The 14,495-nt window shown below is 58.9% G+C and carries 12 protein-coding genes; 8 read left to right on the top strand and 4 right to left on the bottom strand.

The window, feature by feature from the left end:
• The first annotated feature begins 29 nt into the window (after positions 1 to 29).
• From RQP53_RS18425 to RQP53_RS18390, 8 genes are read left to right on the top strand one after another with little or no spacing between them, the layout of a single operon-like run.
• The gene (locus RQP53_RS18425; protein WP_315652144.1) at positions 30 to 1,136 is read left to right on the top strand and encodes a DegT/DnrJ/EryC1/StrS family aminotransferase; all 1,107 of its coding nucleotides are present in this window, start codon (positions 30 to 32) and stop codon (positions 1,134 to 1,136) included.
• Positions 1,126 to 1,773 (top strand): acetyltransferase, encoded by a 648-nt coding sequence (locus tag RQP53_RS18420; protein ID WP_315652143.1) that lies wholly within the window; start codon positions 1,126 to 1,128, stop codon positions 1,771 to 1,773. The genes RQP53_RS18425 and RQP53_RS18420 overlap by 11 nt, the downstream gene beginning before the upstream one ends.
• Positions 1,770 to 2,999: a glycosyltransferase gene (locus RQP53_RS18415; RefSeq protein WP_315652142.1), complete on the top strand. Its 1,230-nt coding sequence runs from the start codon at positions 1,770 to 1,772 to the stop codon at positions 2,997 to 2,999. Before RQP53_RS18420 ends, RQP53_RS18415 begins: the two co-directional genes overlap by 4 nt.
• Entirely contained in the window at positions 2,996 to 4,246 is a 1,251-nt protein-coding gene (locus tag RQP53_RS18410) for a hypothetical protein (protein ID WP_315652141.1), read from the top strand. Before RQP53_RS18415 ends, RQP53_RS18410 begins: the two co-directional genes overlap by 4 nt.
• Positions 4,243 to 5,373, top strand: a complete 1,131-nt coding sequence (locus RQP53_RS18405) for a glycosyltransferase family 4 protein (protein WP_315652140.1) — start codon at positions 4,243 to 4,245, stop codon at positions 5,371 to 5,373. The genes RQP53_RS18410 and RQP53_RS18405 overlap by 4 nt, the downstream gene beginning before the upstream one ends.
• 9 nt (positions 5,374 to 5,382) lie before the next feature.
• Entirely contained in the window at positions 5,383 to 6,663 is a 1,281-nt protein-coding gene (locus RQP53_RS18400) for a hypothetical protein (RefSeq protein WP_315652139.1), read from the top strand.
• A complete protein-coding gene (locus RQP53_RS18395; protein WP_315652138.1) occupies positions 6,660 to 7,730 on the top strand; it encodes a glycosyltransferase family 4 protein in 1,071 nt (356 codons plus the stop codon). The genes RQP53_RS18400 and RQP53_RS18395 overlap by 4 nt, the downstream gene beginning before the upstream one ends.
• Before the next feature lie 57 nt (positions 7,731 to 7,787).
• The gene (locus tag RQP53_RS18390) at positions 7,788 to 8,528 is read left to right on the top strand and encodes a glycosyltransferase family 2 protein (RefSeq protein ID WP_315652137.1); all 741 of its coding nucleotides are present in this window, start codon (positions 7,788 to 7,790) and stop codon (positions 8,526 to 8,528) included.
• 413 nt (positions 8,529 to 8,941) lie between these two features.
• On the opposite strand, the gene RQP53_RS18385 is transcribed toward RQP53_RS18390, so the two are convergent.
• From RQP53_RS18385 to RQP53_RS18370, 4 genes are all read right to left on the bottom strand, one after another.
• The gene (locus tag RQP53_RS18385; RefSeq protein WP_315652136.1) at positions 8,942 to 10,549 is read right to left on the bottom strand and encodes a hypothetical protein; all 1,608 of its coding nucleotides are present in this window, start codon (positions 10,547 to 10,549) and stop codon (positions 8,942 to 8,944) included.
• Positions 10,550 to 10,922: 373 nt separating this feature from the next.
• Complete coding sequence (locus tag RQP53_RS18380) at positions 10,923 to 13,463, bottom strand: secretin GspD/PilQ domain-containing protein (protein WP_315652135.1); 2,541 nt, start codon at positions 13,461 to 13,463, stop codon at positions 10,923 to 10,925.
• Positions 13,460 to 13,945: a type II secretion system protein N gene (locus RQP53_RS18375; RefSeq protein WP_315652134.1), complete on the bottom strand. Its 486-nt coding sequence runs from the start codon at positions 13,943 to 13,945 to the stop codon at positions 13,460 to 13,462. Before RQP53_RS18375 ends, RQP53_RS18380 begins: the two co-directional genes overlap by 4 nt.
• A complete protein-coding gene (locus tag RQP53_RS18370) occupies positions 13,942 to 14,481 on the bottom strand; it encodes a GspMb/PilO family protein (RefSeq protein ID WP_315652133.1) in 540 nt (179 codons plus the stop codon). Before RQP53_RS18370 ends, RQP53_RS18375 begins: the two co-directional genes overlap by 4 nt.
• Positions 14,482 to 14,495: the final 14 nt, after the last annotated feature.

Genomic DNA, 14,495 nt, shown 5'->3' with positions numbered 1-14,495 from the left:
GCCATCAAATACCGCAACAAGGAAAAGCGATGTCCAGATTCTCGATCCCGATCTACCAACCTGAGCTTGCCGGCAATGAGAAGCTCTATGTCAACGAATGCTTGGACACCTCGTGGATTTCCTCGCGCGGTCGCTTTGTCGGTGAGTTTGAAACGCAATTCGCAAAACGCATTGACGTGCAACACGCTGCGTCTGTCTGCAACGGAACCGTCGCCCTGCATTTGGCTCTTCTCGCCCTTGGCATTGGCCCCGGCGACGAAGTCATCGTTCCAACGCTGACCTACATCGCCTCGGTGAACGCGATTGCGTACACAGGAGCGACACCGATCTTTGTCGACTCCTTGCTGGACACTTGGCAAATCGATCCTGAAGACGTCCGCCGCCACATCTCGCCTCGTACGCGCGCCATCATGCCTGTCCACCTCTATGGTCAGGCCTGTGATATGGAAGCCTTGATGCAGATCGCCCAAGAACATCGCCTCTTCGTCATCGAAGACTGTGCCGAGGCGTTTGGCACCTATTACAAGGGCCGTCATGTCGGGACTTTTGGCGACATCTCGACCTTCAGCTTTTTTGGCAACAAGACGATCACCACCGGCGAGGGCGGCATGGTGGTCAGCAACGACAAGACGCTGATCGAGCGCTCCCGGCATCTGAAGGGACAAGGACTCGCAGCGCACAGGGAATACTGGCACGACGTCGTTGGCTACAACTACCGAATGACCAATATTCAGGCTGCCATCGGCTTGGCACAGTTGGAACAGGCCTCGCGCTTCATCGAAAGAAAGCGTGCCATTGCGGCCCAGTACGCAACCAAACTTGCAAAGCTGCCCGTGCAAACTCATCAGGAGGCCGCCGGGACCATCCACAGCTACTGGATGTGTTCCATCCTGGTTGAGCGTGCAGAACAACGGGACGCGCTTCGCGCACACCTCGCCGATGCGGGCATAGAGACACGCCCATTGTTCTACCCTGCCCATACGATGCCGATGCACTCGAAGAACTACCGCAAGCATCCAGTCGCCGAGGACCTGGCCTGGCGCGGCATCAACCTTCCGAGCTTCCCGGCACTGACCGATGCGCAGATCGATACCGTTTGCGCCAGCATCGCGAGCTTCTATCAGCATGGGCGCTGAGCTGCTGATTCTGGGCTGCGGCGGCCTTGCAAAGGAAGCCGCGCAACTCGCCCGACGCATCGATCCGGACGGACATCGCTGGGAAGGCATCAGCTACGTAGCCGAGTCATCGGCGATGCTCGGCACCGAACTGCCTTATGGTCGCGTGATGTACACCGACGCTGATCTGGACCAGCGCACCCAGCCAGCCGACGTGGTCATCGGTACGGGGCATCCAGGTGTGAGGCGGAAGCTCGCACAACGATTTTGCCGGCAAGCTCAGCTGCACTTTCCTAACCTGATTCATCCACAGATCGACTTGGACAGTCGCTGGGTTCGGTTGGGGCGTGGAAACATGCTAACCATAGGCACAGTTCTGACCTGCGACATCGAACTGGGCGATTTCAACCTGCTGAACTGGAACTGCACGATCGGCCACGATGCCCGCATCGGCAGCTTCAACGTCATCAACCCCTCTGCGAGCATTTCTGGCGGTGTCCGAATAGGCGACGCCTGCCTCATCGGCACGGGCGCGCGCATAGTCGAACAGCTCGAGATTTGCTCGGACAGCACCATAGGCGCGGGCGCCGTCGTCACGCGTTCTGTTTCAGTGCCTGGCATCTATATAGGCATCCCCGCAAGGTTGAAGAGCGCATGAAGATTGGCATCCTCGGGCACGGTTTCATCGAGTGGGGTGGCGGCCTGGACTTCCTACGTCTGATTTGCGGAAGCCTTGCCTCCGCGGCCCCTGAGGCGGAGCTGCATCTGCTGCTACCGACAAAAGGACCTCGATTGGCAGCCCGTGAGGCGCTGCGCGCTGTCAAGCGTGGCCTAAAGCGCGCAATTGGATTGCCAGCCATTCGAGCCAAGACTCCCGACGTGCGCCATATTGCCGAGTTGATCAAGGGCAGCGCAACGACACTGTACGCGCACGAAATCGACGCAGGTCTGGGCGCCATAGAAGCTGCGGCGCGCCGACTTCAGCTCGATGTGGTTCTGCCCTGCGTGCAGCCAATGCGCGGAAGCCAGCTGCCTTGGATTGGCTACATCGCTGATTTCCAACACACCCATCTCCCGCACTTCTTTTCGGCCGACGAAATTGCTAGGCGTGATGCGAACTTCGCAGACATGCTGAAGTCAGCCGCCTGTGTGATCGTCAATGCCGAAGCCGTTGCCGCCGATATCGCAGCCTTCTCGCCGGACTGCCGCGCCAAAATCGTCGCACTGCCTTTCTCCGCAGCCCCGAACCCGCAGTGGCTTCAGGCTGACGAGGCGCCCCTCGCCAAGTACGACATCACTGCGCCCTACTTCATCATCAGCAATCAATTCTGGCAGCACAAAGACCATCGCTGCGCCTATCGTGCTTTTGCCCAGCTCACGCGTCAGCATCAGGACGTGCAGCTTGTCTGTACCGGCGAGACCAGCGATTTCAGAAATCCGGACCATTTCAAGCAGCTGTGCGAAGAAGCTCGATTGCTTGGCATTGAGTCGCGACTGAAAGTGCTTGGCCTGATTCCAAAGCGCGAGCAAATTGCTCTGATGAAGCAGGCCGTCGCCGTTGTTCAGCCGACGCTGTTTGAGGGAGGGCCGGGAGGCGGATCGGTGTTTGACGCCGTCGCGCTCGGCATACCGGCCATCGTGTCGGATGTCGCTGTCAATCGCGAGATTCGCGAAGACACAGTTTTCTTCTTTGAAGCCGGAAACGCCGACTCGCTGGCAATGGCAATGGCAGAACAACTGCGTAATCCGGTAAAAGTTCGAAAAACGACGGCAGAACTGATCTCCGCTGGTCTGGCGCGCCGGCAAGCCTGTGGCAAGGCATTGCTCCGTGCCTGCACTGCCGTACAAGAGGCGATGGGGCCAAGTGCCAATCTCAAATCATGAAACTTTGCATCTTTACCATCGTCGCACGTAACTACCTGCCGCTTGCCCTCACCTTGGCAGACTCAGTGCGCACACACCACCCGGGTGTGGACTTCCGCATCGTCGTTGTTGACGGGCTCGACGGATTGCCCGAACAAGGCTATTCGCACCGCCTCGTCGCCTTGGACGACTATCTCGACGACAGCTTCGAGCCGCTGAAATTCAAGTACAACATCACTGAGTTCTGCACCTCGGTCAAGGCACATTTATTCTTGCGCCTGCTGGAAGAGACTAAGGCTGACTACTGCTACTACCTCGATCCGGACACTTGGCTGTTTGCCCCGTTGGATGCCATTCATTCGCAGGCACCAGGCGCGTCTGTGTACCTGACGCCGCATCTGCTGCACTGCCAGGTCGATGCCGATCATGCCTACCCTGAGTACAAGCATCTATGGGAAGGCATCTTCAATCTCGGTTTCTGCGCGGTGCGAAGCAGTCCTGCAGCGCTGAATTTTCTACAGTGGTGGGACAAGCGCTTGCGCGAAAGCTGCTACGCCGATCATTTCGATGGCCTGCACACCGATCAGAAGTGGATGGACTATGCACCAGCCTATCTTGGCGACCAACTTCACATCCTCCGCCTGCAGGGTGTCAACGTCGCACACTGGAATCTGGACGAACGCTGCCTGACCGAACACGGCACCGGCTGGCAGATCAATGGCGAACCCTTGATCTTGTTCCACTTCTCTGGTTTCGACTTTGCTGGTGAGTTGCTGACTCGGCATGCCGAGCCTCAGCGTCAGCAGCACTATGACAGTCAGGCGCTGCGCAAGCTTGCCGCTAGCTATAGACAAGCCGTGCTGAGTAAGGGCTACGCAGCGCACATCAGCATTCCCTATGCCTTTGGGCGCTTCAACAATGGCGATGCGGTCACGCCCCTGCATAGACGCCTGTACCGAGCCTTGGGTGCCGGGCAGTGGGACCAACGGCCGTTCGCTGCCCAGTCGCGGCTTCACCGTGCTCTTGCCGATGCCAGGCTGATGGACAATAGCCCCGCCGCTCAGCGCAGTCACGCCGCCGCCACACTGCCGAGCCTGGGCCGGCTGACCAAGATTGCTCATCGCACGCTCAAGCTGTTCCTTAAGCTTTTCGGTGCCGCCCGATATGCGTACTTGCTGAAGTTCTTCGGCAAGTTCTCACGGCCAGAGCAACATGTCTTTTTGCTTGAAACCGGGCCGGCGAGCCATCCCAACCAGAAGCACCGATGAGAATCGCTGTCGATGCGCGCTCACTTAGCACGCGCCCCACTGGCGTCGGTCACTTTCTACTCGCAGCATTGAATGCGTGGACAAGCTTGGACCCATCTCCCGAGTTCTTGCTGCTTTCACATCGCCCTCTCGATCCTGCCGCTGAGCAGGCCTTGCAGCCTTCATCCCGGCTCAGTTTTCGTCACTGCCCTGGCCGAATCTTTCCGGGCAACGGCTTGGTCTGGCTCAATACCGAGTACGAGCGCCAGGCGAATGCTCTTGGCGCTACGCATTTGTGGGGGGCGGGCGGAGTCATGCCAGCGTGGCGGCAATCAAATGCTAAACGGATCCTCACCGTTCATGACCTTGTGTTCCGTTCGCTGCCCTGGACCATGTCATGGCGCGCGCGCCTCGCCTACACCTTGCTAGCAGGCCGCGCCATACGTGACGCAGACTTGCTTTGGTGCGTGTCTGAGTTCACCGCACGCGAGGTAAGGAAACACTATCCAAAGCGGCGAGCAACGGACATCACTTGTGGGTCGGGCTTAAACCCAATGCGTCAGCAAATGACGCTGCCCGCATCTGAAGAGTCGGCCTTGCTGCAGCGGTACCGCGTTGATGACAAGACGTTGCTATTCGTTGGCACACTTGAACCGCGTAAGAATCTGGCTTTCTTGCTTGGACTGATGCCACGTCTCAACGATCTTGGTTTCAGCCTCTTGGTCGTCGGCTGTTCGGGCTGGGGCAAGGATGAAATAGCATCCGTGGTGAACGGCAAGCGCTTTCCGCGTCAGGCGGTGCAATTCTGCGACTATTTGTCCGATGCTGCCCTGCAAACCCTGTACAAGCATTGCGCTTTTTTCGTTTCTGCGTCACTCATGGAAGGCTTCGGGCTTCCGCAACTCGAGGCAATGAGCGCTGGCTGCCCAGTCATTGCAGCAGCGAATTCGGCCGTAGTCGAGGTGGTCGCCAATGGCGGCATGCTCATCGACGGATGGAGCCCAGACCACTGGGTCAACCAGATTCAGTTGGCATTCAGGCATCGCGACGAATTGTCCAAGGCAGCGCTTTCCGCTGCCGCAGTTCACGTCATGTCCGATGCCTGCCGCAAAATCGATGCGGCAATACGCGACAAGTTACCTACCTGAGGTGCGCGCATGGAGTTGCTATTCACGCTGAATCTCCTGCTCGGAATTGGCTCTATCTTTTGGCCTGTATGGTTCTCTAGATCACAGCTTGCCCTGCCCTGGGTCAATCCGTTCACGATTAGCCTTGCGGTCAGCTTGCCAGTGCAACTGATGAAACTGCTTGGAGGCCCTCTGGTATTGATTGACGGTGGGCTTTTCGACGTCGACTATCAGCTTGCCTTGCTGATGGGAACCTTGCTGATCGCTGCTCAGACCCTGGGATTGGTGTTTTTCCTGCGCTTGTTTGGACAGATTCGTATCGAGCGCTACCTGCCTTTTCAAAGACTGCACCTTGGGAGTTCAGGCCTTTGGCGGGCAGCGGCTGCAACACTACTTGCCTTCGCTGTGTTCTTTGTGCTGCTGGCTACAGCTGAATTTGGACTTGGCAACTGGTTGGGAAACCCTCGTGAGGGATACCAACTGTATCGGACTGGCCAAGGGCATTGGTATGCAATGGCGCTGTCAACGCTTTCTGCCTCATATCTTCTGACGCTCCTTGCACGGCCAAAGCCAACTACAGCAATTGCCTGTTCCCTGTTCTATGCCCTACTCAGTTATTTTCTCGGGTCGAAGGGAACACTACTCGCCTTTTTCGTAACCGGATTGGTTTTTCTGTGGTTTCTTAAGTGGAAGCATCTCGTCCGGGTTTTTCTTATCGGTACGCCGCTTCTGTTCTCCGCTCTTGTCTACAATCTCTTCCTAGCGCTAGGAGATGGGTTCGACTTCCAGGCCATTCTCGAGTACTTTGATTACTACAAGAATGCCGCCGACTACTATCACGCTCATCTAGCCGGACAGCTGCCGCTGTTCTGGGGCGAGATCAGCCTTAGCTCGCTATGGGCCTATGCGCCACGAGCGCTATTTCCTGACAAACCTGTTGTCTACGGCATCCTGCTCGTCAACGAGTTCTTCTATCCGGGTCAGGCAGAACTTACCAATACGCCCGCCTTTGGTGGGGCAGTTGAGCAATACGCCGATTTTGGCTTACCTGGCGTTATATTTTTTGGCTTCTTTAGCGCTCAGTCAGTACTTACGGCCATGATGTCGCATTTGATCTTTAAACGACCAGGTATTGGTCTAAATAGTGTCAGCGGCGCAACTGTGCTATTAATGCTCATTCAATTCGCACCTGCTTTTGGCAGCTATTTTCCTGGCTGGCTTTTCTTAGCGCTCGTCTTAGTAATTATGCTGATTGTCCGCATTGCCGCCGCTCGCTATCGATGGCTGCAGCAACCAGGGTCTCTCGCATGACGACGCTGCACATCGACGGCATCATCTATTCGCTTCAACGACAGGGTGGCATCAGTGTCTATTTCAACGAGTTGCTTGCCCGACTTTGGCGGGACAAGTCTGCGCTGACGCTCACACTGGAGTCACCACTTCTGCAGGGCGATATTTCCACCAGACAGCTCGGCGCGCCAGCGTGCACCATCTGTAGTCGCCCCGCCAGACGCCTAGAGCGCTACAGATCTGCACGCGTAGAAGTCGGTGTGCGATCTCCCACGGTATTTCATTCGAGCTATTACCGTCGGCCTGAGAACTCAGCGCAACCATCGGTCGTGACCGTGCACGACTTTGCCTATGAGCGCCTGCAAAGCGGCCCGCGGCGCTGGATCCATTCCTGGCAGAAGTTTGCCGCCATTCGGCAGGCGCAGCATGTGATCTGCATTTCAGAAGCCACCCGAGACGATTTGCTTGAGTACGTCGGCATCAGGGCCGATCAAACCTTGCATGTGATTCCAAACGGCGTCTCCGAAACTTTCCGTCCCCTTAATGCTGCTTCAGTCCCCACAGCCACGACACCCTTTGTCCTGTTTGTAGGTCAGCGTGGCGGATACAAGAACTTTGCACGTCTGCTGCAAGCGCTCAGCTTGCTGCCAGCGGATATTGAGTTGCATTGCGTCGGTGGCGGCGCACTGCACGAGGACGAACTTGCAGGTGTCGCTGCATCTGTACGGGCACGCGTCAAGCACCTCGGCTACGTCGATGACGAGGCGCTCAATCGCTGCTACAACGAAGCCTTATGCCTCGCTTACGTGTCTCGCTACGAGGGCTTTGGCATTCCGGTGATCGAGGCCATGCGTGCAGGTTGCCCGGTGCTGTCAGTTCCTTGCAAAGCTGTCATCGAAGTTGGCGGAAACGCATTGCTCATCTGTGACGATGAGGCTGAATCCATCGCCGCCGGAATCATGTGCCTGACAGACCAAGACGAGCGCGCCAAACGGCGTAATGCCGGCCTTGAAGTTGCCTCTGGTTTCGGCTGGGAGCGGACATACCAGGCGACCAGAGCCGTTTACCGTGCACTGGGTACTGACTAAAACATTCACTCTGCCTCATATACCCGTGGTCTGAGCGCCAGATCAGGCTAGCTACCCATGAAGATCAGCATCATTACCGTCTCATACAACAGCGCCGCTTCCATTGGCGACACACTGCGTTCCGTCGCGTCCCAGAGCCATCCAGACATCGAACACATCGTCGTTGATGGTGGCTCTACAGATGGCACCCAGTCACTGCTGAGACAGGAAGGCCGGCATCTAGCGCGCTGGATTTCCGAACCCGATCGAGGCATTTACGACGCCATGAACAAGGGGTTGGCAATGGCCACAGGAGACCTCATCGGCTTCCTCAACGCCGACGACATGTTCGCCGAAGCAAGCACTGTCACGCAGATTGCCAAGACCGCTGAAGACGCTGATGTCATCTATGGTGACTTGGTCTACGTCAGCGCTAACGATACACGGCAGGTCGTTCGTATGTGGCGATCTGGCCGGTTCAGTAGACTGCAACTCAAATTCGGCTGGATGCCGCCGCATCCAACTTTCTACGTTCGACGATCCGTACTCGAAAAAGTCGGCCGCTTTGACACTGCCTTGCGTATTGCAGCGGACTATGACTTCATGCTGAGAACACTCGCACTGCCCGACCTGAGAGTCGCAGGCGTCAGCGAGGTGCTCGTACGAATGCGCACAGGAGGGGCCAGCAATCGCTCGCTGAAGGCGATGCTGCGCAAGTCTTCGGAAGACCTGCTGGTGCTACGCCGAAGCGGCGTCGGTGGCATGGCCACCCTACTGTGCAAAAACCTGCGGAAACTGCCGCAGTTCATCAGCCGATAGCCTACCCCCCGCGCCTGTTGCTTGTGCAAGCGTAATTGCACGAGCGTGACCCCGGCAGCTACCACGCAGTTACAGGGCCACTCTCCAACGGCCCAACAGCGTGCGCCTGTGTGTGCCAACAAGGTCGGCTCCCGCAAGCCTGCTCGACCGGCCATAACGGCGCAAGCCCGGCAGAGAAGAAATCCGCCAGGCGGTCGGTAGAAGCAGTGCACACCCCGCAAGAAGCTTGCCCGCGCCTCCTTAGGTGACAGCAACCAAGAGGCTGTAAGGCAGTGATGCGAGTGCGCAGCGGTGATCTCGCTCAAACAAAAAAGCCAAGCTCCGTTAAGAGATTGGCTTTTGCTATGGGCCTGCTTGAGGTGGCACAGACCCACAACACAGAGCGGTTCCCCGCTCTGTCTTTCAGGCGCAGATTACTGCGTACCGCCGCTAACTTCAGTGAAGGTGCCGTTGGCGCTTTGAACGAACGACTGGACTTGCAGCTGAGCGGTCGGAGCGGTCAGGCGCAGACGCGGGCGAGCCGACTTGTCCAGAGCACCGATCAGGGCTTCAACTTGAGCACCGGTGAAGGTGGTAGCAGCGCCAGCGGGGATCGTGCCGATCACTTGAGCGGTACCAGCAGTGCCAGTCGCCGGGTCGATCATGGCGATGCTGACAGGAGCCGAGACGGAGCCCTTGTTGACAACGCGCAGGTACGAGCTGTAGCCGTACTGGCTCAGAGCAGCCGGGAAGTAGCTCGGCACATCAACCGTGGCGCCGTTGTTCGTCAGAGCCAGCAGGTTCGTCGAAGCCAGGGTGTCGGTCGAGTCTTGAGCTGCAGTCGATTGACCCAGCGAAGCGGTGATGCTGGCAGTGCCAGGTTGCAGCAGGCCGTTGCCAGCGGTACCGATGTTGTAGCAGACATGGTACGGAGCGGGCGTCGTGCCACCGACAGTTGCAGCGATCGTAGCCGGGGTAGCCGGGAAGGTCACCTTGGTGGCGGCAGCAGCGGCAGCAGCCGTAGTGAAGGCCGTCGAGCTGAAGGTGCCAACCACAGCGCCAGCGCAAGCGTTGGCGTTGGGTGCGTTCAGCGAGATCGAACCGTTCGTGCCCAGGGCAGCAAAGAAACCTGCTTGAGCCGAAACCACGATTTCAACCGTGCCGTCAGCTGCAACTTGAGCAACGGTGTAGGCGGTAGAACCGTCAGCTTGCTTGGCAGTGCCGTTGACGAAGCCGATGGTGCCCAGTTGAGCCACAGAGGCCGAGCCAGTATCAGATGCCGAAGCAGTGGTCGAGGTAGAGAACTTCGACGACGGCTTAGCCAGGGTCACGTCGATCTTTTGGCTGCTCGAACCAGCCGTAGCGGTCAGCGTCACACCTTGAGCGGAAGAGGCCACGGTGGTAGCACCGCTAGCAGCTTCCAGCAGACCGGTGGTAGGCACAGCGCCGCCAACGACAGCAGGCACGGAACCAACGAACACCGAGACATTGGCAGTAACGGTAGCGCCCAGAGTTGCCAGGCCAGCAGCAGTGATAGTTTGCGCCGGGATGGTCAGCAGGTTGCCGCCGATACCGATGCTGGTGGTCGTGGCCGCCAGGGTGTAGACAGCAACGTCAGCGTTGTTGGTCGTGGCAGTCGGGGTGCCGGTGCCAGGAGCAGCCGTGGTCGATGCGGCCAGGGTCGAACCCCAGGTCGGGACGATGGCGCCAGCCAGCGTTGCGGTGGTCGCGTTGTTGGCGGCAGCAGGACGGCCACCGACGTACTGAACGTGAATGGTCACGGTCGAACCAGCGGGAATCGCGGTCGAAGCCGTGATGTTCAACGCAGGCAGCGTGATAGCGGTTTGGGGAGCCGTACCGCCGAACAGTTCGACGGCGTACTTGGCCGAACCAGTGATCGAAGCGGCTTGGGCGCCAAAGGCCAGGCCCAGAGCGGCAGCTGCGATGGCAGTCTTCACGAATTTGCTTTGTTTAATCAATTTACTCACCTCAAAGAAAGATTGACTGGATGGAATGTCCGCATCCTTGCGCCCGTTCAGCATAAGCCGCCCGAAGGACAGTGAATGCTATCTCAAAAAGATTGACTGTCTACGGCACAACGATTGGAAAAGACCCCTATTTTGAGCTTTTTCGCAACACTCAGTACGGTCACGTTCCGGGGCTTACCCATCAACGCTCCTCCCTTGCGTTAGCGGGGCGGATTCTAGGCTCAAATTCCGCGGGAAACGCAATACATTGTCAGTGCTTGCCCCTAGTCGCGCTTAAAAATTTGTTCACACAAGCTCATTACTTGAGCGAGCACAAGGCAAGTGCAGCCCGTGCCGGCGCATCTGTGCACCGCGGGCAACAGTGTGCCCCGGCATCACCAGGGGCAAGTCAGGGCGGCCGCCAGGCCAGTTCCAGACGTCCGGCAGTTCAACCCTTCTTCTTGTTCGGCTTCGCATTTGCCGGCTTGCCGGGCTTCTCTGGCTTGGGTGTCACAGGCGCAGACGCAGCCGGCGCAGCCAGCGGCACGCTTCCCTTCCCAGCGTTCTTCAGCTCGTCCAGCAGCTTGCTGTCGGTCACCGGACGTCCTGAAATCTCTGCGACGGGCAGCGCAGCGTCAGCAGCAGCGGCCGCGGCAGGCGCGTTGGCTACACTGGCCGGCGATGGGCTGGCTTCTGCAGTGATCGCGGGCCTTGCAGGCGCCGTCAACAGCGTAGGTGCAGGTTCGGTCTTCGCCGGCGTTTCATGAGGCAAGCCCAGCACAGGTCGACCACCAGGCGCCGACGATGCAACGGGCGCCTGGCCTTGCTCGACCACTACCGGGGTCGAAGATGGCGCCGTGCCAGCACGTTCACTCGCGGCACTGGCCGGAGTTAGCGGTCGCTTGGCAAGGCCGTCAGACAGCTGCGCCCAATTGCCCAGCTGATTGCGGAAGGCCTGCGTCACCTGCTCGGCAACGGTGTCGTCGTTGATCACATAGGGTGTGATCAACACGATCAACTCGGTCTTGTCTGTCGTGTCCGAGTTGGTGCGGAACAGCTGCCCGGCCAGCGGCAGGTCCTTCAAAAGTGGAATGCCGGTGTCAGCCTTGCTATCCGTGCTTGACATCAGCCCGCCGAGCAGCCAAGTCGCCCCATCTTTGATCGAGAGCTTGGTTTCGACCTTGCGACTGGTGATGGTGGGCGACGTCGTCACCCCGGTCTTGGTTTCAGCCGCGGAACTGACCTCTTGCGACACATCCAACTCGATGCGATCACCTGAGAAGATCACCGGCTTGACTCGCAGGATCACACCGGTGCTGCGGTATTGAATGGTTTGGAGAATGCCTGTCGGGCTGGTGGTCGAGGTGCCGCCGACAACTGCACCAGACGAGTTGCTCTGCTGACTGGTGACGATCGGGACTTCTTGGCCAACCTGTATGGTCGCGGTTTCACCATTGCGCGCCATGATGCGGGGCGTTGACAAGATGTTCGCGCGATTCTGACTGGCTAGGGCATTGAGGTTGGCCTTGACGACCCGTGCGCTGCTGAGGAAGTTCAGCGAAAGGCCATCCTTGCCGATGCCCAGCCCACCCTGCGTGCCGCCTTGCACATAACCACTCTGTGGCAATGCCCACTCAATCCCCAACTGCGCCTTGTCCGTCACCCGCACCTCTGCGACGGTGACTTCAATCAAGGCAGACTTCGAAGGCTGGTCCAACTCCCGCAGGATGGACAGCAATTGCTGGTACTCCGACTGTGTGCTCGTGAAAATAAGCGTATTCGTCGCGGTGTTGACGACAATTCGACCCGGCGCCTTGGGTGGCGGAGCGCCAATAGCGCCCGGCGCTGCGACTTGAGTTGGCGCGGACATCAGCTCCTGCATCGTCTTCGCCAGGCTCTGCGCATCAGCGTACTTGACGGTATAGCTGAAGTAGTTGCCAACCCGACGACTGTCGTTGTCCAGGGCGTCGATCTTGGCAGCCCACGACAGCACGTGCTTCAGCACCGCCTCGTCTAGCGTGAACACCAACATCGAATTCGACGCCGGAATCGTGACCAGGCTAATGGGTGTGGTTTGACCCACACCTACAGAGACCGCATAACCTTCAGCGCCAAGAATTTCCGCCAGCTTGCGTGCCAGGTCGTCGGCGGGCAAGGAGGCTGGCGTGATAAGGCGGCTACTCCGCCCCCGCATCAGCGGCTGATCCAGCACCTGGATAGCCTCCAAGGCGGCAACCATGTCTGAGGGCTGGCCGCTGATCAGCAGCGCATTCCGATTGACATCGTCCTGGATATTGATCTTTGCACCGAACATGGCCTTCAGCCACCCGGAGACATCCGCTGCCTTGACGGCTGTCATCTCAATCAGGTTGTAAACCGGCCGCAAGGGCAGCGGAACTTCAGGCTGTGCCCGGCCCCGCCGAATTTCCGGTGAATAGGCACTGAGATTGTTGTCGGGTGCAATTCGATAGAAGCCGCCTAGCTCGGTCACTGCCAGCCCGTAGGTCTTGAGCAGCATGCGCGTCGTGTCCAGCGTCTGACTTGGCGTTTGCGCGCCCGTACTGACGGTCACCAGATCAGTCCGGGCAAGCACCGCAGGGTCCATGCTGAAGTTCTTCTTCAGCACCGACCCAAACACAACTTGCACAAAGCTTGGCAGCGGCAGACTGTCAAAGCGAAGCGAGGTGTCGGCCGTCTCACCCGCGGCAGCGGTGCCTGCAGGCTTGACGCTGGACTCGCGCGTTTGTGCTGGTATCGAAGGCGTATCGCTCACCACCATGCCAGCAGCGCTGGCGGCAACTGCGCTCCCTGATCGCGCAGGCGAATTGGCGGGCTGCTTGGTGATCAGCGGAGGCGGCAGCAAGCCGCGCTCAGCAGGCACTGCGCAAGCGGCAAGCAGGCAGGCTGCAACCAGGGGCGCGAGGCGCAAGGCCTGGTTCGCATCAGCGGTGCTGGACTTTCGCGAGCGGCGCTCGATCATTGCGTTCATTCTTGGTAGGTGCTGATATAGCGGCGCTTGCCGCCCAGAAGTATGCTGATACGGTCGGGCGAAATCGCGAGGATTTTGGCACCACCGGGAAGCTGATCGCCGACGCGCAGTTGGCGATCAGGCTGACCTGTCGTTGACAGCAGGGCAACCAACTGCCCAGCCTGGGCAAACGTGCCCGAAATGCGCCAATCCGGTGGCGTCAGCGGTTTTTCTTCGGGCGCGACGGCGGCAACAACCCCTGCCGGCTGCGCTGCGGTCAGCCAAAGGCTGGACTGCATGACACGCTTGAGTGCCTCGTCATCGCCGCTCTTGCGCGGCCCTGGCAACTCCCAGCGATCACCTTGGTTCTGCGACTGCCGAAGTTCAGGCAGCCCCGGCCGGAACGCGACGATGAGCACCACTCCAAGCAGAAGCCCGAGCAGAAAAACAGTGGCATTCTTGGACGCAAACACGCGCCGCAGCGTTGCAAGGCGATCACTCACGAGGAAGGCCCTTCCGAAACCTGAGCCCAGGCACTGATGCCAATCTCGACGCGCTGCTGCTTGACCCGCAGCATTTCGACGACCAGTGCTGGCTCGCTCTGAGCAAGCGCGTCCAACAAGGCCAGCATGATGGGAGCGTCGGCATTGAGCTCGACCCGAACGGCAATCTTCTGCAATTCCGGTTCGGACGATGCTGGACCCTCAGTCGCGGAAGGCTTGGCAGCGACCGGCACATCGCCAAGTTTGACGGTGTAGCGCCCGGCATTGGCCTTGCGCAACCGCGTCAAGAGCCAGTCCTGAATCTCCGCCTGGGCCAAGCCAAGACTCTTGGCTTTCCAAACGCGCTTCTCGGCTTGCAGTAACGCGCCCCGGCTGTCTACCGCGCGCTGAAGCCAGTCGCCTCGCGACTGATAACTGGCAAGACGATTCGCTTGCAGCGTCAGTTGGCGGTATTGGGCCTCCAACTGCACTTGATGATCACGCCATTCCAGCTGCGCGTAGAACAGCAGGATGGCGACAATGGCGACAAGGCCCACACGCAGGCGTGCAT

Origin of the sequence: Roseateles aquae (assembly GCF_032337115.1) — a bacterium.
In the GTDB taxonomy this organism is placed as follows: Bacteria; Pseudomonadota; Gammaproteobacteria; order Burkholderiales; family Burkholderiaceae_C; genus Roseateles_C; species Roseateles_C aquae.
Note: the sequence above shows the minus strand (reverse complement) of the source record. Positions and strands in the feature narration are given on the sequence as shown.

Bases quoted from the DNA above. Each gene is read 5' to 3' on its own strand.
- RQP53_RS18425 (WP_315652144.1), top strand. From the start codon at position 30: ATGTCCAGATTCTCGATCCCGATCTACCAACCTGAGCTTGCCGGCAAT.
- RQP53_RS18420 (WP_315652143.1), top strand. From the start codon at position 1,126: ATGGGCGCTGAGCTGCTGATTCTGGGCTGCGGCGGCCTTGCAAAGGAA.
- RQP53_RS18415 (WP_315652142.1), top strand. From the start codon at position 1,770: ATGAAGATTGGCATCCTCGGGCACGGTTTCATCGAGTGGGGTGGCGGC.
- RQP53_RS18410 (WP_315652141.1), top strand. From the start codon at position 2,996: ATGAAACTTTGCATCTTTACCATCGTCGCACGTAACTACCTGCCGCTT.
- RQP53_RS18405 (WP_315652140.1), top strand. From the start codon at position 4,243: ATGAGAATCGCTGTCGATGCGCGCTCACTTAGCACGCGCCCCACTGGC.
- RQP53_RS18400 (WP_315652139.1), top strand. From the start codon at position 5,383: ATGGAGTTGCTATTCACGCTGAATCTCCTGCTCGGAATTGGCTCTATC.
- RQP53_RS18395 (WP_315652138.1), top strand. From the start codon at position 6,660: ATGACGACGCTGCACATCGACGGCATCATCTATTCGCTTCAACGACAG.
- RQP53_RS18390 (WP_315652137.1), top strand. From the start codon at position 7,788: ATGAAGATCAGCATCATTACCGTCTCATACAACAGCGCCGCTTCCATT.
- RQP53_RS18385 (WP_315652136.1), bottom strand. From the start codon at position 10,549: ATGCTGAACGGGCGCAAGGATGCGGACATTCCATCCAGTCAATCTTTC.
- RQP53_RS18380 (WP_315652135.1), bottom strand. From the start codon at position 13,463: ATGAACGCAATGATCGAGCGCCGCTCGCGAAAGTCCAGCACCGCTGAT.